Annotated in this window: 16 protein-coding genes and 1 tRNA gene; 6 read left to right on the forward strand and 11 right to left on the reverse strand. The window is 61.9% G+C overall.

Going from position 1 to position 18,503, the window contains the following annotated elements:
• Positions 1-4: 4 nt before the first annotated feature.
• The 7 genes from AC6H4Z_RS08095 to tig all read right to left on the reverse strand — a co-directional run bounded on the left by AC6H4Z_RS08095 (position 5) and on the right by tig (position 8,013).
• Positions 5-844 carry an acyltransferase gene (locus AC6H4Z_RS08095; RefSeq protein WP_497546245.1) on the reverse strand — a complete coding sequence of 280 codons (840 nt, stop codon included), beginning with the start codon at positions 842-844 and terminating at the stop codon, positions 5-7.
• A gap of 36 nt (positions 845-880) precedes the next feature.
• The gene (locus AC6H4Z_RS08100) at positions 881-1,534 is read right to left on the reverse strand and encodes a hypothetical protein (protein ID WP_497546246.1); all 654 of its coding nucleotides are present in this window, start codon (positions 1,532-1,534) and stop codon (positions 881-883) included.
• Positions 1,531-2,166, reverse strand: coding sequence for a ribosome biogenesis GTP-binding protein YihA/YsxC (gene yihA / locus AC6H4Z_RS08105; RefSeq protein ID WP_497546247.1), 636 nt, complete (start codon positions 2,164-2,166; stop codon positions 1,531-1,533). Before yihA ends, AC6H4Z_RS08100 begins: the two co-directional genes overlap by 4 nt.
• The gene (gene lon, locus AC6H4Z_RS08110) at positions 2,166-4,544 is read right to left on the reverse strand and encodes an endopeptidase La (protein ID WP_497546248.1); all 2,379 of its coding nucleotides are present in this window, start codon (positions 4,542-4,544) and stop codon (positions 2,166-2,168) included. Before lon ends, yihA begins: the two co-directional genes overlap by 1 nt.
• Positions 4,545-4,649: 105 nt before the next feature.
• Entirely contained in the window at positions 4,650-5,894 is a 1,245-nt protein-coding gene (gene clpX / locus AC6H4Z_RS08115; RefSeq protein ID WP_497546249.1) for an ATP-dependent Clp protease ATP-binding subunit ClpX, read from the reverse strand.
• Between the two features lie 176 nt (positions 5,895-6,070).
• Positions 6,071-6,703 (reverse strand): ATP-dependent Clp protease proteolytic subunit, encoded by a 633-nt coding sequence (locus AC6H4Z_RS08120; protein WP_497546250.1) that lies wholly within the window; start codon positions 6,701-6,703, stop codon positions 6,071-6,073.
• Positions 6,704-6,771: 68 nt separating this feature from the next.
• The gene (tig, locus tag AC6H4Z_RS08125) at positions 6,772-8,013 is read right to left on the reverse strand and encodes a trigger factor (RefSeq protein ID WP_497546251.1); all 1,242 of its coding nucleotides are present in this window, start codon (positions 8,011-8,013) and stop codon (positions 6,772-6,774) included.
• A gap of 172 nt (positions 8,014-8,185) precedes the next feature.
• Between tig and AC6H4Z_RS08130 the strand changes: the two genes are divergently transcribed.
• The 3 genes from AC6H4Z_RS08130 to AC6H4Z_RS08140 all read left to right on the forward strand — a co-directional run bounded on the left by AC6H4Z_RS08130 (position 8,186) and on the right by AC6H4Z_RS08140 (position 9,290).
• Complete coding sequence (locus AC6H4Z_RS08130; protein ID WP_497546252.1) at positions 8,186-8,725, forward strand: hypothetical protein; 540 nt, start codon at positions 8,186-8,188, stop codon at positions 8,723-8,725.
• Between the two features lie 29 nt (positions 8,726-8,754).
• Positions 8,755-8,836: transfer RNA gene (locus AC6H4Z_RS08135), tRNA-Leu, on the forward strand.
• Between the two features lie 25 nt (positions 8,837-8,861).
• Complete coding sequence (locus tag AC6H4Z_RS08140; RefSeq protein ID WP_497546253.1) at positions 8,862-9,290, forward strand: hypothetical protein; 429 nt, start codon at positions 8,862-8,864, stop codon at positions 9,288-9,290.
• 87 nt (positions 9,291-9,377) lie between these two features.
• Here AC6H4Z_RS08140 and AC6H4Z_RS08145 read toward each other — a convergent pair whose 3' ends face one another.
• Together AC6H4Z_RS08145 and dnaK are read right to left on the reverse strand one after the other, a co-directional pair.
• A complete protein-coding gene (locus AC6H4Z_RS08145) occupies positions 9,378-10,973 on the reverse strand; it encodes a trypsin-like peptidase domain-containing protein (protein ID WP_497546254.1) in 1,596 nt (531 codons plus the stop codon).
• A gap of 180 nt (positions 10,974-11,153) precedes the next feature.
• A complete protein-coding gene (gene dnaK / locus AC6H4Z_RS08150; RefSeq protein WP_497546255.1) occupies positions 11,154-13,106 on the reverse strand; it encodes a molecular chaperone DnaK in 1,953 nt (650 codons plus the stop codon).
• A 195-nt stretch (positions 13,107-13,301) separates the two neighbouring features.
• Between dnaK and AC6H4Z_RS08155 the strand changes: the two genes are divergently transcribed.
• The 3 genes from AC6H4Z_RS08155 to AC6H4Z_RS08165 all read left to right on the forward strand — a co-directional run bounded on the left by AC6H4Z_RS08155 (position 13,302) and on the right by AC6H4Z_RS08165 (position 15,854).
• Positions 13,302-14,072 (forward strand): rhomboid family intramembrane serine protease, encoded by a 771-nt coding sequence (locus tag AC6H4Z_RS08155; RefSeq protein ID WP_497546256.1) that lies wholly within the window; start codon positions 13,302-13,304, stop codon positions 14,070-14,072.
• Positions 14,073-14,186: 114 nt separating this feature from the next.
• Complete coding sequence (locus tag AC6H4Z_RS08160; RefSeq protein WP_497546257.1) at positions 14,187-14,804, forward strand: DUF47 domain-containing protein; 618 nt, start codon at positions 14,187-14,189, stop codon at positions 14,802-14,804.
• A gap of 12 nt (positions 14,805-14,816) precedes the next feature.
• The gene (locus tag AC6H4Z_RS08165; RefSeq protein ID WP_497546258.1) at positions 14,817-15,854 is read left to right on the forward strand and encodes an inorganic phosphate transporter; all 1,038 of its coding nucleotides are present in this window, start codon (positions 14,817-14,819) and stop codon (positions 15,852-15,854) included.
• Positions 15,855-15,861: 7 nt separating this feature from the next.
• On the opposite strand, the gene AC6H4Z_RS08170 is transcribed toward AC6H4Z_RS08165, so the two are convergent.
• Together AC6H4Z_RS08170 and AC6H4Z_RS08175 are read right to left on the reverse strand one after the other, a co-directional pair.
• Positions 15,862-17,652, reverse strand: a complete 1,791-nt coding sequence (locus tag AC6H4Z_RS08170; protein ID WP_497546259.1) for a fibronectin type III domain-containing protein — start codon at positions 17,650-17,652, stop codon at positions 15,862-15,864.
• A 124-nt stretch (positions 17,653-17,776) separates the two neighbouring features.
• Positions 17,777-18,448: a hypothetical protein gene (locus AC6H4Z_RS08175; RefSeq protein WP_497546260.1), complete on the reverse strand. Its 672-nt coding sequence runs from the start codon at positions 18,446-18,448 to the stop codon at positions 17,777-17,779.
• Positions 18,449-18,503: the final 55 nt, after the last annotated feature.

Raw genomic sequence — 18,503 nt, forward strand, 5'->3', positions numbered from 1 at the left:
AGCCCTACTCCGTCTTGCGATCCTTGCTCGTGCGAAGGATCGTCGCCGCTTCTGGCGCGTTCGGTTTCACGCGGACGCTCTTCGCCGGGATGCCGACGTAAACGTGATACGGCCGCACGTCCTTCGTGGCGACAGCCATGGCGCCGACCATGCCTTGTTCGTTCACGTGCACGCCAGCCAGGACCGTGGCGTGATACGTGATCCGAACGCCGTCGTCGATACGAGTCGTAGCGTTCGTGACCTCGCGCTGTTCGACGATACTGTGCGTGTGGCTATAGATGTTCGCGTAATCGCTGATCGAGACCTTGTTTCCGATCACGATGCCACCACGGTCGTCGAGCAGCACATGCCGATGGACGACCACATCGTCGCCGACCTCCATGTTGTACCCAAACGAGAACTCGACGAACTGGAACGCTTTGAAGTTCTCGCCGCATCGCTTGAAGATGTGCTTGGCGAGCAGTCGTCGGAGTTCGACGCCGAGCCACACATTCTGGCCGCCGAGCGGGCTGCGGTCGAACGAGTACCAGAGCCAGAGGAGCGGCTTCACGCGCTGGAAGCGCGCATCATCGCAATCGGCGTAGTACTCGGGTTCAAGTGTGACGTTGCGTGGGTCCATCGACGCGAGCGCGAGTCGCGTCGGCATCGGCAGCGATGGGTCTTCAACGGCTGTCTCCCAGTTCTCAGCGAACTGCGGATAGTACAGGCCGGTTAGAGCATCGCGGCAGAGCAGCGATCGATCGGCTGACGAGTCGCCGAGGGTTGCAGCGAGGCCTTCGAGCCACTCCGTAGCGGCGCTACGGGTACGAGGCTCGGAAATCTTGCGAAGCGGTAGAAAGGGCATCGTCGTTCAGTTCAGGTGTGAACCTGCGTTCTCGAGCTATGGCCGACTCGCGGCGCGCGCTCGAATCGTCGCTCGTTCCGCGTCCAGCTTCTTCAAAATGCCATTCGTGTCCCAGTCCACGTTGCGCTCGGCGCCCATGGACACGATGAGCCGCTGTGATACGTCGACGCCTTCGTCGAATAGCAGCAGGCCGGTCTGTGTGTCGCGTGGCTGCAAGCGCTGCTCCCCGAAACCCGCCGAAATGGGGACGATGTCGAACGGGCGATAGTCGCGTCCGCCGGATGTCACGGTGACGTCGGTCGCGACGAAGCGTGCATCGGGCGCGCGCCCGTAGAAGCGGACGTACCAGACGCGCGGATCGCGAACGCCGCGCATCGACGCGCGCTGTGCGATCGTGGCGCGCTTGCTATCGAGGGTGGCGCGTAGCCGTCGGTACGAGTCCGGCGCGAGCGTGCGGGTTACGGATTCGTCGAGTGGAATCGCCGCGACGTGCACGCCTTCGGGCTCGAGAACGATTTCGACGTCAGACTGCTTGAGCGTGCCGAGCCCGGCGGGCAGCACCGAGCCGGAGTCGATCAGAGAACGCTCGGATTCGATCGTCGTGCCCGGCGGGCGCGACGTTGCTGGTGGCGGCGCGCCGCACGCCGTAGCGACCGCGAGGCCGACGACAGCAGCGCGCAGGCGACTCATGCCTCCGCCGCCTTCCACGAAGGTTGAGCCAACAACTCGTCCACCGCTTCCGCCAGCTCGTTACGTCCTTCGCCAGTCACGGCGCTGAACTCGAGCACCTGCTCGGGTTCGAGGCCAAGGCTCGAAGCAATTCCCATCGCAGATTTCTTTCGCTGAGCGGCGCTCAACTTGTCGATCTTGGTGAGCACGACGATCGTGGGGACGCCAATCTCACTCAGAAAGTCGAGCATGTCGCGGTCATCGCTCGTTGGATCATGGCGCGCGTCGAGCAATTGGACGATACCGCGGAGCTGCGGACTCGATCGCAGGTAGCTCTCGATGAGCGGCTTCCACTCCGCCTTACGCTCTTTGGAAATCTTGGCGTAGCCGTAACCAGGAAGATCGACGAGCACGAACGTCCCGTTCACCTTGAAGAAGTTGATTTCGCGAGTGCGGCCAGGCGTGTTGCTGACCCGCGCGAACTTCTTGCGATGGACGAGTCGGTTGAGCAATGACGATTTTCCGACGTTCGAGCGTCCGGCAAATGCCACTTCCGGCATAGTCGGCTCTGGCCGCCAACCACCGACGGTTGCCATGCCGCCGATGAATTCGAGCGACCGAATGACGAGGGGTTCTGGGCCTGTGGATGACATCAGTGCGGCGCCACGGCCGGAACGTCCGTCGTGAAATCGGTGTGCACGAGCGCGAGCGCCAGCACTTCGTCCATCGTCTTCACCGGATGGAAGGTGATGCCAGCGCGAACGTCTTCGGGTAACTCCTCGATGTCGCGCGCATTTTGATACGGAATGAGCACGTGACGTACCGCGTTACGGTGCGCGGCGACTGCCTTTTCTTTGAGTCCGCCAATCGGCAGAACGCGTCCGCGGAGCGTGATCTCGCCCGTCATCGCCACGTCGCCGCGGATTGGAATTCCCGTTAGCGCGCTGATGATCGCTGTCGCAATCGCGATACCCGCCGACGGACCATCTTTCGGCGTTCCACCGGTGGGGATGTGAACGTGGAGGTCACGCGTGCGGTGAAAGTCGCGTTCGATGCCGAGCGCGCCAGCGCGAGCCCGCGCGTAGCTGAGCGCGGCGCTCGCCGATTCCTTCATGACGTCGCCGAGCGTGCCGGTGAGTTGCAGCTTGCCGCGTCCACCGATTGCGGTGACTTCGATCTCGAGTACTTCGCCGCCGACGCTCGTGTATGCGAGTCCGGTGGCGACACCGACCTTGTGATCAAGACTCAACCCAGCGGGATCGTACGGCGCGACACCGAGTAACTCCTTGAGATCCGCGGCGTGAACGCGCGTCTTCGCGGGCACGCGCGCTCCCGAATCGGTCGAAGTAGGGGTGACGTCGCGCGTTTCGGCCTTGCGTCGCGCCAGCTTGCGAGCCACGCGGCCGATGCGCCGTTCGAGTTCTCTAACGCCGGCTTCGCGCGTGTACGAATGCACGATCGACGGGACGACGTCGCTGTCCCACTCGACGGAATCCGCTTCGAGGCCGTTCAAGCGAAGCTGCTTGGGCACCAGGAACTGTCGCGCGATGGCGAACTTCTCCTGATCGACGTACCCCGACAAGCGAATGATCTCCATGCGGTCGCGGAGTGGCTCGGGCACCTGCGGCAGATAGTTCGCGGTCGTCACGAACAACACCTGTGAGAGATCGTAGTCGACCTCGAGGTAATGATCGTTGAACGCGCGATTCTGTTCCGGGTCGAGCACCTCGAGCAGGGCCGCCGACGGATCGCCACGATAGTCCTGTCCGAGCTTGTCGATTTCATCGAGCAGGATCACCGGGTTCACGACCTCGGCTTTCCGCATCGCTTGAATCACTCGACCCGGCATCGATCCGATGTACGTACGACGATGACCGCGGATCTCCGCTTCGTCGCGCACGCCGCCGAGCGACATGCGCACGAACTTGCGGCCAAGGGCGCGTGCGATCGAACGTCCGAGCGATGTCTTACCCACGCCTGGTGGACCGACGAGACAGAGGATCGGACCCTCCATACGATCGACGAGCGAGAGCACGCCGATGTAGTCGAGGATGCGATCCTTCACTTCCTCGAGGCCGTAGTGATCCTCGTCGAGAACGCGACGCGCGTGCGGTACGTCGAGCACGTCGTCCGTGCGCTCGTTCCACGGCAGACCAAGGATCCAGTCGACGAAATTGCGCGCAACGGTGGACTCGGGCGACAGCGGTGACATCCGCCGAAGCTTCCGAACCTCGCGCAGCGCGCGCGCGCGAACGGCGTCGGGCAGCTTGCGCGCCTCGATCAGCCGCTCGAGCTCACCGACGTCGTCGGTCTCGTCCTGTCCAAGCTCGCGATGGATCGCCTTGAGTTGCTCCTGGAGATAAAACTCGCGCTGATTCTGGAAGAGTGATCCGCGCACCTCTTCATCGAGCTTTCGCTCGAGGCGCAACAACTCGATTTCTCCGCCGAGCACCTGGCCAAGAGCATCGAGCAGCTGCGGAAGCGAAGGCGCCTCGAGCAACGTCTGTCGAGTCTCGACGCGCACTGCGAGGTGGGCGGCAATTCCGTACGCCTGCCGCTCGACTGAATCTGCGCCCTGAACGACGGCAATGACTTCGTTCGGAATTCGGCGGTGCAGCGCGACGTATTCCTCGAAGAGCGCGAGAACGCGCCGTGCCACGACGTTGAGATCGGCGGCATCGCTCGGCTCGGGCTGCGGCTCTTCGGCGAGCGCCGCACGCAGATAGCCGGAGGCGGGGACGTACCGCGTTACCCGCGCCCGAGAAACGCCCTCGATGAGAATTCGCGCCGTGCCGTTCGCCTGACGGGTAGCCTGGACGATTCTCGCCATGACGCCGACGCGATGCAGGTCGCCGGCGGCCGGCTCTTCCAGCTCGGCGCTCCGCTGGGCGACGAGGAACAGCATGCCGTCTTCTGCTGCCGCTGCCTCAATGGCGGCCAGTGACGCCTGGCGACCGACGAGGAGGGGCATGGCGACGTGGGGAAAGACGACAACGTCGCGGAGCGGCAGGACAGGCGGGCGAGAAGGCATTCAGGAATATAGGGGCGACGCAGGGCGCCCGCCTTACGCGGCGCGCCTCACGAGAACGACAAAGGGCCCGCGCAGTGCGCGGGCCCTTTGTCGTTCGATCTCTTTTTACGCCTCTTTCTTCTTTCGCTGTGGCGAAATCTCGAGGAGGGGCGCTGTGCCATGCAGGACCGAACTCTCGGTGACCTTGACCTCTTCCACGTCCTCGCGCGTCGGGAGGTCGAACATAACCTCCGTCAGCAGTTCTTCGAGAATCGCGCGGAGACCGCGAGCGCCTGTGCCACGCTTGAGCGCCTTGCCGGCGACGGCGCGCAGGGCGCTGTCTTCGAAGGTCAGCTTCACTTCTTCGAGCTCGAAGAGCTTGGCGTACTGCTTCGTCAGCGCGTTCTTCGGCTCCTTGAGGATCCGAACCAGCGCTTCCTCGTCCAAAGCCTCGAGAGCGACCGCGACCGGAAGGCGGCCGACGAGCTCGGGAATGAGGCCGAAACGGAGCAGATCGTCCGGCTCGACTTCGGCGAATGGGTTTTTCGCCTGAGTCGGGGTACGGCTCTCTTCGCCCTTGTTGAAGCCAATCTGGCGACGTCCGATGCGCTGCTCGATGATCTTCTCGAGTCCGTCGAAGGCGCCGCCGCAGATGAACAGGATGTCCTTGGTGTTGATCTGGATGTATTCCTGTTGCGGGTGCTTGCGGCCGCCCTGGGGCGGGACCGAAGCGACGGTGCCTTCGAGAATCTTGAGGAGCGCCTGCTGAACGCCTTCGCCCGACACGTCGCGGGTGATGCTCGGGTTCTCCGACTTTCGCGCGATCTTGTCGATTTCGTCGATGTAGACGATACCGCGCTCGCATTCGGCGACGTTGAAGTCACCCGCCTGGAGAAGACGGACGAGAATGTTCTCGACGTCTTCGCCGACGTAGCCGGCTTCGGTCAACGTGGTGGCATCGGCGATGGTGAACGGCACATCGAGGATGCGCGCCAACGTCTGGGCGAGCAACGTCTTGCCCACGCCCGTGGGGCCGATGAGCAGGATGTTCGACTTATCGAGCTCGACGTCGTCATCTCGCAGCGTTGCCGAGTTGATACGCTTGTAGTGATTGTAGACGGCGACCGAGAGGGCTTTCTTTGCCTTCTCCTGGCCGATCACGTACTGGTCGAGCGTGTCTTTGATTTCCTGAGGCGTTGGGACTTGAGTAATCGCCTCAGCGACCTCGCGTTCCTCGTCCTCCGCCAGGATCTCGTTGCAGAGCGCGATGCACTCGTTGCAGATGTAGACCGACGGGCCGGAAATGAATTTCCGGACCGAGTCTTTGGATTTCCCGCAAAACGAGCAGCGTAGGTGTTTGTCGTGCGACATGACAGATCACTCAACGGGTGACGCAGAGACCCAACGAGCCGACATCCGGCAGATACGGCTGGGAGGAGCGGGGAACCGAGGCAGGGACTAGGAAAGAATTAAGGACCCGACCACGGCCTAGCAAGAGACGACCGAGGCCCGTGAACGTTTTCACGAGCCCCGGAACGGCCCCTTTATCACTTAGTTACGGCTGCAAGGGCGCTGGGCTCGACGATTTCGCCCCGATTTGCAATGACATGATCCACAAGGCCGTATTCCTTCGCTTCGTCGGCGGAGAGATAGCGGTCCCGGTCGGTGTCGCGCTCGATACGGTCGACCGACTGGCCAGTGTGTTTAGCGAGCAATTCGTTCATCTTGGCGCGGAGATAGAGAATCTCCTTGGCCTGAATTTCGATGTCCGACGCCGTGCCGCCACCGCCCGACTGAGACGGCTGGTGAATCATGATTCGCGAATGCGGAAGCGCCGAACGCTTCCCCTTACGACCCGCGCCCAACAGGAACGCGCCCATGCTCGCGGCGAGGCCCATGCAGATCGTGTTCACTGGCGACTTCATGTACTGCATCGTGTCGTAGATCGCGAGTCCCGCGGAGACACTACCGCCGGGGGAATTGATGTACAAAAAGATGTCGCGATCGGGGTTGTCTGCTTCTAGAAACAACATCTGCGCGATGATGATGTTCGCGACGTCATCGTTCACGGGCGTGCCGAGAAAGATGATGCGGTCCATCAATAGCCGGGAAAAGATGTCGTAGCTTCGCTCGCCGCGGGGGGAGCGCTCGATGACATACGGTGGGTAGATCGTAGGCATGTTCTCCGAAAGAGACGCTAAGTGCTTGACGCTGGAAGGTAGAAAATGGAACAGGATCGTGTTGAGGGTCAGGTACCGACTTCGTTCTTCTCCATCAACCAGCCGAACACTTTGTCCTCTGTAATACTTTGCTCAATCTCGCGCAGTCGTCCCGCCTTTTGGAGCGACGCGTAGACCTGGCCCGGATCGGCGCCGCGCTGGCTCGCTACGGCAGCCACGCGATCGTCGATATCGGCTTCGGTCGCCTTGAGATTCTCTCGCTCGGCGATCGTTTCGATGATCAGATCGCGGCGCACCTGGCGCTCGGCGATCGGACGGAACTCACCGCGGAAGCGTTCCTTCTCTTCGTCAGGCACCTGATAGGCCTGGAGATAATTCTCCATGAGCTGACTGACCCAGCTCGCCGGAATATCGAACGGGTTGGCGGCCGCGATCTGATCGATGAGCTGCTGGCGAACGCCGGAGTCGGCCTCGCGAACAGCGTGCTCTTCGAGGTCCTTGCGGACCGTGGCGCTCAGCGCGTCGAGCGATTCGAAATCACCAACGCCGCGTGCGAACGCGTCGTCGAGGGCAGGGAGCGACTTTCGCTTGACGTCGAGCAGATGCACGCGCACCGGTTTGGTTTTTCCGCGCTGCTCTTCGTCGGGGAAGTCCTCGGGCCAGCGAACTGACCGCTCGAGGTCTTCGCCCGCCTTCATCTCCATGATCAACTCTTCAACGCCGGCAATCGCCTGGCCGCTACCGAGGACCAGCGGATATTCGCGGGCTTCGGGGAATTCGCCCGACTCGTCGGCGGTGGCGAGCTGCACGCGCACCATGTCGCCCGGCGCGGGCTTGTCGTCGACCGGCGTCCACGATGCTTTCTGATCGCGCATCTGCTCGATCTGCTCGCGCACGCTGTCATCGCCAATGGGCGTCTGCGCGCGCGTCACGCGGAAACCTTCCGTGCGTTCGAGCACGATGTCGGGACGGATCTCGACATGGAGCTCGAAGCTGAGGGGTTCGCCCTCTTCGAACTTCAGGTCGTGCACGTGCGGCTGCGACGCAACTTTGAGTTGCTCGCGATCCATCACTTCCTTGAAGGCTTCCTGAACGAGAGACTCGATGACCTGCTGACGAATCGCGTCTTTGAAGCGCTTTTTCACCATGGCCGGCGGCGCCTTGCCCGGACGGAAGCCCGGCAGACGAACGCTGGTCGCATAGCGCTGAGCCGCTTGATTCTCGGCGTCACGGACTGCATCAACCGGCACACGAACCTGAATGAGGCGTTCGAGGCCGTCAGTTTTCTTCGGCGTGATTTCGATGTTCATGAAGGAGAAAGCTAGTCGCGGGGGGATAGTGGTGGAACGGTACTACGGCAGCGGCCCGGGCCATCAGTTATGCTCCTATGGAGCCAAGGGCTCAGACGTAGCGGAACGGTCGCCGGGCGGACGGGTACAGCCCGGCCTGCTACCGTTGATTCCAGATGAGGAGAGGCAAAGAATGCGGAAGCGTTGTTTGTTTGCAGGACTGTTGACGATTGCGCTTGCAAGCGGCGCCACGGCTCAGGTGGGGCGGGGTACGTTGATTCCCATTCCATTTCGCACGTACGTGGCGTTCGATCCGTTGCTGGTCCCGTTCGATATCGGATCGTTCGAGGTTGAAACTGGTATTGCTCCCGGAATCACCGCTGGCGGGGTCGCGTCGTACACGAACGTCGATAACGATCGGTATACGAGCTTTGATCTGAACCTGCGATATTATCCCGGCGAGGTTGTGCTGCGCGGGTTTTCAGTCGGTCTGAGTGGCGGCTTTCTTCGATATAGCAGTCACGTCGGTCCCAACGACACGCGCGAGTCGGTCGACGCACCGACCGTTGGTGTCGTTGTCGACTATAACTGGATGCTTGGCGTGAATCGACGGTTCCTGGTTGGAACCGGTCTTGGGGCAAAGCGGGTTCTTGCGGGAGAGACTGAGCGCGCTGCCGTAGGACTCGGGCGTGCCTACGGAACGGTTCGATTCGTCATAGGCTACGCGTTCTGACGTTCGAGTCGTAGTAGGCCTGAGTAGTTGCGAGGGTGGCGGAATTGGCAGACGCACCAGACTTAGGATCTGGCGCCGAAAGGCTTACGGGTTCGACTCCCGTCCTTCGCATTCCCACAAATTCGAGGTGGCGACTATGAGTCGTCGTCCGCTAGTCTGGTTGGTCGCAGCGCTGATCGGCTGTTCGGGTTCGAACGACAGCACCTTCACGTTGCCTGTCACGAGCACGAACGTCGTTGGCACCTTCGCGCTCACGAGTTCCGATGGCGTGGCGCCGCCGTTCACCGCGTTTACAACCGCGACCGAACAGTGGCGCCTTCAGACCGACTTCGTCGCTCTCGCGTCGGATGGAACGTGGACCGAGACGACCAACTACATCGTCTTTTTGCTGAGCGATGGTAGTGCGACGAGTCGGCAAACGGTGGTCTCTGGCACGTACGTGATCGCGAACGGACAGATCAACTTCACGATGACCACTGGCGGATCGTCGACGTTCATCGGGTCGGTAAGCGGCAACGCATTGCTCCTCGTGTTCGGCGGAAAGCAGTTCGCGTACACGAGGTAGGTTGATCGGAAGTGAACGAAAGCAAAACGAGGGAATCGCGCTTCGCGATTCCCTCGTTTCGTCTCAGGTGGTTCGTGCTTCGTTCAACTACTTCGATACGGCAATGCTGACGACGCGAGTCTGGTTTGCCGGGATGTCGTAGACCTTGAGCGAGACGACATCGCCTGCCTTGAGGCTCGAGAGAACCTGCTGGAGGTCCTCAGCCGTGTGAATGTCCTTCTTCACCGGATTCAGGACGCCGATGATGACTTCGCGCTCGAAGAGCTTGCGCCACGCCGGACCCTTGGGAGACACCGTCGTAATCAGCAGACCGCTACGGTACGGAGCGGCGAGCTTTTCGCGCTGCGCGAGCTCAGGGGTCACTGCACCGACGCCGATTCCAAGCTTGTCGTACTGACGGGCGCCAACGTCGTTCGCGACCGTGCCGGGTGCCTCGTCGTTATTGTCGGCAACCGTGGTGCTCGCCTCGGCCGGCTCGCCGAGCTTGACCTTGAAGGTCTTCTTCTGGCCAAAGCGCATCACGTCGACGTCGACGACATCGCCGGGCTTGAAGCCGCGAATGACGCGCTGCAGTGTGCTCACCTGATCGACCTGGTGGCCCGCGGCCGCGACGATCACGTCACCAACCTCGATGCCGGCTTTCTGCGCCGGGCTGTTCTGCTCCGGATTGAAAGCGCTGACGAGCGCTCCGCCGATCTGCGCCATGCCCGCGGCACGCGCATCTGTTGCCGACACTTCGCTGAGCGAAACACCAACCACGGCACGCTTGATCTTGCCGTACTTGATCAGGTCGTCCATCACCTGCTTGGCCAGCGTGATCGGAATCGCGAAGCCGTAGCCGGCGTAGTAGCCAGTGCCGCTCGCGATTGCGCTGTTGATGCCGATTACGTCGCCGCGGATGTTGAGCAGCGGACCACCCGAGTTACCTGGGTTGATCGCCGCATCCGTCTGGATGTAGTCGGTGATCGCGTACGGGTTGTCGCCGCGCGGATTGAGCAGGCCCGACTGATTGCGGCCCTTGGCGCTGACGATGCCCGCCGTGACCGTGAAGTTGAGTTGCAACGGATTACCGATCGCGAGCACCCACTGACCAACGCGCGACTTCGCGTCGTCGCCAAGGGACAGCGTCGGCAAGTTGGTGCCGTCGATCTTGATCACTGCGACGTCGGTCGTCGGGTCGCGGCCAATGACCTTCGCGTTCTCGAACACGCGCTTGTCATACAGCGTGACCGTCACCTTGTCGGCGTCGGCGACGACGTGGTTGTTCGTGAGGATGTAGCCATCATCCGACACAATGAAGCCGGAGCCGCTCGCCTCTTCTGGCTGATCGTTCGGCGCCTGATTGTCGAACTGCTTGAAGAAGTCCTCGATTCCCGGAGGCAGCTGCTGCTGCCCCTGACCGCGACCACGACCGCGCGGCTGCGCAGTGGGACGCGTCTTGGCAAAGCGCTCTGTCTCGATGGAGACAACCGCTGGCCGTGCATGATCAGCGACTGCTTCGAACGCCGTCTCAGTTTCAGCAGCCGAGGCGATTTGCGCGGGGGCCGGTTTGGCGGCTGAGCCTACACGCGACTGCGCCCAGCTGAAGTGCGTGAGGTCGAAACCGGATGCGAAGACGAGGCCGCAGAGAAACGCGACCACGAGTCCGGCACCAAATCGTGCACGGTGATACCGATTGGACATAGACGAGCCACCTGAAATTGAGATGTTGACGTTATGTCGTACCCAAACGACTAACGCAAGTTTCGGCCGCTTAGGCATGGCTATCGAAGCCCATCATGAATTTGACAGGCTTCGACGTATATGACACGCATGAGTCGGCCCGCGGTTTCCACCGCGGGCCGATTCACATCAAAACCTTACTTACTTCTTTGTGTCGTCGACGATCTCGTAGTCGGCCTCGACGACATCCTCTTGCGGCTTCGCGCCGCCCGAGGTCGATCCGGCGCCACCGTCTCCTGGTGGAGCACCGCCGGCATCGCCGCCGCCCTGATCGCCACCCTGGTTCTGCGCGTAGAACGACTGGCCGGCCTCGCTGAACACACGGTTCAGCTCTTCCTGCGCCGCCTTGATCTCGTTCATGTCGTCGCCGCGCAGTGCCTTACGTGCTCGCTCCACGGAGGCTTCGAGCTTCGCCTTGAGATCCGGGTTCAGCTTGTCCGACCATTCCTTGGAGTTCTTCTCGACTTCGTACGTCATGCTGTCGAGACGATTCCGCGTATCGATCTCCTCGCGACGCTTCTTGTCTTCCGTCGCGTTCTTCTCGGCGTCCTTGACCATCTTGTCGATGTCGTTGTCCGAGAGACCGCTCGACGCCTCGATGCGAATCTTCTGCTCCTTGGACGTCGCCTTGTCCTTGGCCGAGACGTGCAGGATGCCGTTCGCGTCGATGTCGAACGTCACCTCGATCTGCGGCATGCCGCGCGGAGCGGGTGGAATCCCCGTGAGCTGGAATTTCCCGATCGTACGGTTGTCGCGAGCGAGTTCGCGCTCGCCCTGCAGCACGTGAATCTCGACGGTCGTCTGGTTGTCGTCGGCCGTGGAGAACGTCTCCGATTTCTTGGTCGGAATCGTCGTGTTGCGGGGAATGAGCACAGTTGTCACACCGCCCAACGTTTCAATTCCAAGAGAAAGCGGCGTGACGTCGAGCAACAGCACGTCCTTCTGCTCACCCGTCAGCACGGCGCCCTGAATTGCAGCACCGATTGCCACGACTTCGTCCGGATTCACCGAGCGGTTCGGCTCCTTGCCGAAGTAGCCCTTCACGACTTCCTGGATCTTCGGAATACGCGTCGAGCCACCGACGAGAATGACTTCGTCGATTTCACTCGGCTGCAGACCGGCATCCTTGAGCGCCTTTTTCATCGGCTCGAGCGTGCGCTGAATCAGATCGTCGACGAGCTGCTCGAACTTCGCACGCGTCAACGAATAGTTGAGGTGCTTCGGGCCGCTCTGGTCAGCGGTGATGAACGGCAGGTTGACGTCCGTCGACATGGTGCTCGACAGCTCCATCTTGGCCTTCTCCGCGGCTTCTTTGAGACGCTGGAGTGCCATTGGATCCTTGGAGAGATCGATGCCCTGATCGCGCTTGAATTCACCGACGATCCAGTCGATGACGCGCTGATCGAAGTCATCACCACCGAGGTGGGTGTCGCCATTCGTCGACTTCACTTCGAACTGCCGCGAACCTTCGACGTCGTAGAGCTCGAGGACCGAGATGTCGTACGTACCGCCGCCCAAGTCGAACACGGCGACCTTCTCGTCCTTTTTCTTGTCGAGACCGTAGGCGAGTGCGGCGGCCGTGGGCTCATTGATGATGCGCAGAACGTCGAGTCCGGCGATCTTTCCGGCGTCCTTGGTCGCCTGACGCTGTGCATCGTTGAAGTAGGCAGGTACGGTGACGACGGCCTTGGTCACGGTGTGGCCGAGGTAGTCTTCCGCGGTCTGCTTCATTTTCTGGAGAATCATGGCCGAGATTTCCGGGGCCGAGTACCGCTTGCCCTGGACCTCGACGGTCGCGACGTCGTTTCCGCCGGCGACGACCTTATATGGAACGCGCTTGGACTCGTCCGTCACCTCGCTCATCTTGCGGCCCATGAACCGCTTGATCGAAAAGACGGTGTTCGTGGGGTTGGTGACTGCTTGGCGCTTGGCAACCTGGCCGACGAGTCGCTCGCCGTCCTTCGTAAAGCCAACCACCGAGGGAGTCGTTCGCCCGCCTTCGGCGTTGGGAATGACGATAGGGTCGCCGCCTTCCATGACCGCGACGACGGAATTCGTCGTTCCGAGATCGATGCCAATGACTTTGTCCGCCATTGCTTCCTCAATCGAATGGAAATGGCGCGTTGCGGGGGTCGCATCGCGCTTCGGCGGCGCAACAAAGCAAGAGCGGGACCCGATATTTGCGCCAACTTGGCAGAACTCCAGGGCTCCCAGGCGGTCTGCCCATGCATCCGCTGTCAGTCGGTCAGCCAGCGGCGGCGCGAACTTCGCGAGTCCTGCGACGACGACATGATCCCAATCAGCGACGAGAATCCCACCCTCCGGACTCCGCTCATGACCTGGCTGCTCCTCGGGGCCATGTTCGCGGTCTGGCTCACTGTGCAGCAGGGCGGTTTTGATCAGGACGCGCTGGCGCGGAGCGTTTGCAACCTGGGAATGGTCCCTGGCGAGCTGACGCATCGCGCGGCGGTGGGGTTGGCAGTCCCGCTCTCGCCGACGCTCGCGTGCGTCGTGGACCGTGACGCGGTCAATGTGGTGACCCCGCTGACGTCGATGTTCCTCCATGGGAGCTGGGGGCACATCCTGATGAACGCGATCTTTTTCTGGGTCTTCGGCAACAACATCGAAGACAGCATGGGGCCGGGACGCTTTCTCGCCTTTTACCTCCTGTGCGGGTTGATCGCTGCGGCAACGCACGTGCTTGCCCAGCCGGCTTCGCCCGTTCCAACCGTCGGAGCCTCTGGCGCGATCTCAGGCGTGTTGGGCGCGTATCTCGTGCTCTATCCGAGCGTCCGCGTGAACATGCTCTTTCCACCGTGGATCTTCCGCACCTTCGCTATTCCGGCGTGGCTGGTGCTGGCCTGGTGGTTTGGGCTTCAGGTTTTGTCGGCGTATGCCGCGCCACGCCATCCCGATGAAGCGAGCGGGGTTGCGGTATGGGCGCACATTGGAGGCTTCGTCGCCGGCATGCTCCTCATCAAACTCTTCGTGAATCCTCGGCTCGTGTCGCAGAGGAACGCCATTCGCGAGAGCCGGCAGCTGCAGCCGGTCGTCGGCTAAGCCGGAGACCGTCCGCGACTTTGACCGTCGAGGTCGACGGGGTATCTTCGACGGGCCGTGACAATGCAGGTCACGCCGCGCGTGGGGTTCACGCGCTCCACCCGAGGAAAACCGATGCTGGGCCGCCTTCTCCCGCGCGACGATCAATTCTTCGAGCTGTTCGATCAGCTCGCGGCGCACCTTGCCACGACCGCAAAAATGCTGGATGCGCTGTTCGGCGACATACAGCACATGGAAGAGCACGTTCGCGCGATCAAGGACATCGAGCACAAAGCCGATCTGCTCACCCTGACGATCAATCAGCGGATCGACAAGAGCTTCATCACGCCGATCGACCGCGAGGACATCCATACGCTCGCGTCGCGCCTCGACGACGTGATTGATCTCCTCGATGGCACGTCCCGCCGCCTCGAGATGCTCCACATCCACTCGGTGCACCCGCGCGCCAAGCAGCTAACGAACGTGCTCTGCCGCGCGGCGAACGAGATTCAGGCCGCGGTCAGCGAGATGCGGAAGCCGCCGATCGTGAACCAGCACGTCGCGCTGATCAAGCATCTCGAAGAAGAGGGGGACGCGATTTACCAGGAAGCCGTCGGAGCGCTGTTCTCCGGTACGCCAGACCCGCTCGAGGTCCTGAAGTGGAAAGAGATGTATGACACCCTCGAACGGGCGATCGACAGCTGCATGGGCGTCGCGCAGGTGCTCCAGAGCATCTCTCTGAAAAACGCGTAAGGGAGATCGCGCTTGATCTTCTATGTCGTCGCGATCGTCCTGATCGCGTTCATCTTCGATTTCATCAACGGCTTCCACGATTCGGCGAACTCCATCGCCACCATCGTCGGAACACGGGTGTTGAGTCCGCTCGCTGCCGTCGTGTGGGCAGCGGCATTCAATTTTGCCGCGGCATTCACCGGTTCCCTCGCCGTCGCGAAAGCGATTGGCGGCGGAATGATCAATCAGAGCATCGTCACGCCCAATGTGATCCTGGGCGCATTGCTCGGCGCGATCATTTGGAACCTGATCACCTGGTATTTCGGAATTCCCTCGAGCTCGTCGCATGCGCTCATTGGCGGATATGCCGGGGCCGCGATGGCGCGCGCCGGTCTCGCCGGCATCACCTGGGGACCGAAGTGGGTTCAGACGCTTTCGTTCATCGTCATCTCTCCGCTCGTCGGTCTCGTTGCCGGCTACGTGCTGATGGTGGCAGTGTTCTGGATCTTCCGGCGCACGTCCCCGGCAGGCGTCGATCGATTCTTCAGGCCAGCGCAGTTGGCGAGTTCCGCGCTCTTGTCGTATTCGCACGGCGGCAACGATGCGCAAAAGACGATGGGCGTCATCGTCGGACTGCTGGTGTCGGCCAATACGCTATTCGCCAAAGAGCAGGGCTTCTTCCGGCATTTCTACCTCGCCGACAACAAGACCGTCCCGCACTGGGTTGAGATCTGCGCGTATACTGCGATCTCGCTCGGTACGCTCTTCGGTGGATGGCGGATCGTGAAAACGATGGGCACGCGCATCACCAAGCTTCGTCCCGTCGGCGGCTTCTGCGCGGAGACGGGCGGTGCAGCGGCGATTCTCATTGCCACGCACTACGGCATTCCGGTGAGCACGACGCATACGATCACCGGCTCGATCGTCGGCGTTGGTGCGACGCAGCGACTGTCGGCGGTGCGTTGGGGCCTCGCCGGCCGGATCGTCTGGGCATGGGTCCTGACGATTCCGGCGGCGGGAATCATGGCCGCGATTTCCTACCGAATTCTCGCGACGCTCGTAAAGCTCTGACCTGTCGCTAGTCGCGGCTGTAGCTGGTCCAGCCCACCCACCATTTCGCGCCGCCCGGCGCTGCGGCACCAAGGTACGACGTTGGCGTGACGAAGTTGTCTGCCTTGGTGATGATGCGCGTGTTGAACTGCGTGAGGCCACCCGAGATGATTGCGGATGTCGCCTGCGGCGTCCAGTCGAGCGACGAGAGCCCAGTAGGCAGAACTCCCGGCGTCGGAAGCGCGGTAAAGAGCGACTGCGAGATAGCCCCACCGGGATTCAGGTTGTTCTTGGCGAGGTCGAGCGAGAACTGCGTCTGTGTAGGATTCGTCGTTGCTTGGAACACCGGCGACCCGCTCTCCGTGAAGTAGATATTTCTAATCTGGAGATCGGTCGAGCCGACGTCGGGCTGCACCACGCCGCTCGAGTGTGAGTACGTCTCGACATCGCGCATCGAGATGCCGGCGACGGGAAAGCGCGCCACCACGCCGTTGATGAAGAATCCACCGGTTCCGCGTCGGACCAAGAGGCCCATGCCGCCGCCGGTGCCGCTGCACGACGGGCTACCGCAACCGACGAGCGTGAAGTTGGCGACGAGTGGAATCGTGAGCGGCAGTTGGTTGAAGCCGGCGTCGCAACCCGTTCCGTTACAGCCGTCGCTCTCGATTCCGACGATGTCTGTGGACAGGCTACCGGCCGCGGCGCGTGGCGTCAGCTGCGTCGAGTTGTAACCGATGAGGAACTGCAGCCGGCCCGAGAAACCTTCCGACATGTTGAACATGTCGTCGCCACTCTCGTACGCAACGAGATGATCGCCATCCAGCGCGCCTCCAAAGAACTCGAACGCGTCGTCGAGCGACGCCAGCGATTCGACGTACGAAACCTTGGTTCCAGACCCAACGGCGGCGAAGGTGAACGCGTTGAGCGCGCTGCCGACCGTCGGAGCGTATCCGGCAAACTCGACGCGGACGTAGCTGAGCGTCCCGGAATTGTCAGATGCCGTCGTGCCGCCGGTGTAGAACACTGAATAGTTCTTCCCGCCAACAACCGCTGCGCCGTCGGTGCCCGTGCCCTCGACCGCGACGGATCCGCTCCGGCTGTCGAGACCATTTCCGACGACTACGAGGCCACCCCAATCGCCTGGCTGCCGCGAACCCGCCGGGCGCGACGACGTGAAGATGATCGGCGCATCGGCCGTTCCGACGGCGTTGATCTTGGCGCCACGCATGATGAAGAGCGACGACCCGAGCGTGTTGTAATCGCCCTTAATGACCGTGCCCGGTCGAATGGTGAGCGTCGCCCCATTGGCGACGTGAATGAATCCCTTGATCGTGTACGTCGTCTCGGCGTACAACGTCCTGCTCGCAGTGATATCGTTCGTGATGTCTGCGACGCTCGCGCCGCCGGGCAGCGTCGTGGCGGTTGCTTCGCTCGACGGACTCGATGAGCTCGCTCCGACGACAGCAATCACGCGATATCGGTACAGCGTGTTCGGTTTGAGATTCGCGTCGTTGAATGAAACGCTGCTGGCCGACGCGGGCGCAGTCGCTACACCTGCCGAAGAGAATGCGCCACTGGCGCCTTCGGCGTGTTCGATCGTGTAGCTGTTATCGCCGGCGCGCGACGTGAAGCCAACGCGAATCGACGTCTGAGAGACCGCAGTGGCCGTGACGCCACTGATCGGCGTGATCGTCGGATTCTGCGTTCCCTGGCCGGGGTTCGTCGGCTGCGGGGCGCTGGTCGAATCGCCGCCGCATCCCAATGCTGCGCCAAGGAACGTGAGCGCGGCGACCGCGACACAACGACGAGTGTTGATCATTTCGAGTGGTCTTTCAGGGACTGCACGCGGTGGGAATGCCAGAGACACGGCATTAGGCCGCAGGGATGCGGCCTCTTCAAGCTACCCGCCCCGCTGACCGCGCTCTGTGACCAGCCTCACTCGCTTAGAACTGATTGGCGTAGCTCACGAACTTGAATTGCCCATTTCGCTCGATGATGCTGCCAAACCAACGCTCGGTGGCGGTGGTGCCATTGGGCGCGGTCAGTCGAAGGGTGCACCCGGACCACAGGCGATTTGCGCCTTGGACTTCGGGCGCAGGTTTGCACGTGTGGTCCACATAGCGGAACGCAATTCCGCCCCGTCTGTTCGTGAGTCGCTTGAAGCCGCTGACGCTCGGGTTCACGATCTGCATCCACACCAAGGCAGGCGCCTGCTGATAGGGCGGTCGCACATACGGCGACGACGGGTATATGAGATCTGCAAACTCGCGCGCCGTGAGAATCATGGCGCGCAGTTCGACGGTATCCTGCGCCGCGAGCGCTTTCACCAACCGGCGAACGAGCGCCTCGCGCGATGGGCTGCCGCCAGCGAGTTCGGTGACCGGTGATCCGCCAATCGCAGCACGAAAGCGGCGCAGTTGCTCGTCGATTGGAAGAATCGAATCGACGACATACCCAGGTTGCGCACGATTGATTGAATCCTGACGCACTCGCGCGAGCGAATCCGCACGAAGCGAGTCGGTGTGCCGCGTCGATGCCGAGTTCGAATCATGCGAGGAACTGCACGCCGCAACGCCCACTACAAGGGCGAGCGCGCCGATGAACTGCCATCTCATACAGAAATCGTCGTGGGAGAAAGCGAGGAGCCGCCGGCGCCCCTCTCGGACGCCG

Source organism: Leucogemmata humicola (assembly GCF_055379415.1).

Excerpts from the sequence above, each read along its gene's own strand:
- AC6H4Z_RS08095 (WP_497546245.1), bottom strand. The coding sequence starts at position 844 with ATGCCCTTTCTACCGCTTCGCAAGATTTCCGAGCCTCGTACCCGTAGC.
- AC6H4Z_RS08100 (WP_497546246.1), bottom strand. The coding sequence starts at position 1,534 with ATGAGTCGCCTGCGCGCTGCTGTCGTCGGCCTCGCGGTCGCTACGGCG.
- yihA (WP_497546247.1), bottom strand. The coding sequence starts at position 2,166 with ATGTCATCCACAGGCCCAGAACCCCTCGTCATTCGGTCGCTCGAATTC.
- lon (WP_497546248.1), bottom strand. The coding sequence starts at position 4,544 with ATGCCTTCTCGCCCGCCTGTCCTGCCGCTCCGCGACGTTGTCGTCTTT.
- clpX (WP_497546249.1), bottom strand. The coding sequence starts at position 5,894 with ATGTCGCACGACAAACACCTACGCTGCTCGTTTTGCGGGAAATCCAAA.
- AC6H4Z_RS08120 (WP_497546250.1), bottom strand. The coding sequence starts at position 6,703 with ATGCCTACGATCTACCCACCGTATGTCATCGAGCGCTCCCCCCGCGGC.
- tig (WP_497546251.1), bottom strand. The coding sequence starts at position 8,013 with ATGAACATCGAAATCACGCCGAAGAAAACTGACGGCCTCGAACGCCTC.
- AC6H4Z_RS08130 (WP_497546252.1), top strand. The coding sequence starts at position 8,186 with ATGCGGAAGCGTTGTTTGTTTGCAGGACTGTTGACGATTGCGCTTGCA.
- AC6H4Z_RS08140 (WP_497546253.1), top strand. The coding sequence starts at position 8,862 with ATGAGTCGTCGTCCGCTAGTCTGGTTGGTCGCAGCGCTGATCGGCTGT.
- AC6H4Z_RS08145 (WP_497546254.1), bottom strand. The coding sequence starts at position 10,973 with ATGTCCAATCGGTATCACCGTGCACGATTTGGTGCCGGACTCGTGGTC.
- dnaK (WP_497546255.1), bottom strand. The coding sequence starts at position 13,106 with ATGGCGGACAAAGTCATTGGCATCGATCTCGGAACGACGAATTCCGTC.
- AC6H4Z_RS08155 (WP_497546256.1), top strand. The coding sequence starts at position 13,302 with ATGATCCCAATCAGCGACGAGAATCCCACCCTCCGGACTCCGCTCATG.
- AC6H4Z_RS08160 (WP_497546257.1), top strand. The coding sequence starts at position 14,187 with ATGCTGGGCCGCCTTCTCCCGCGCGACGATCAATTCTTCGAGCTGTTC.
- AC6H4Z_RS08170 (WP_497546259.1), bottom strand. The coding sequence starts at position 17,652 with ATGATCAACACTCGTCGTTGTGTCGCGGTCGCCGCGCTCACGTTCCTT.
- AC6H4Z_RS08175 (WP_497546260.1), bottom strand. The coding sequence starts at position 18,448 with ATGAGATGGCAGTTCATCGGCGCGCTCGCCCTTGTAGTGGGCGTTGCG.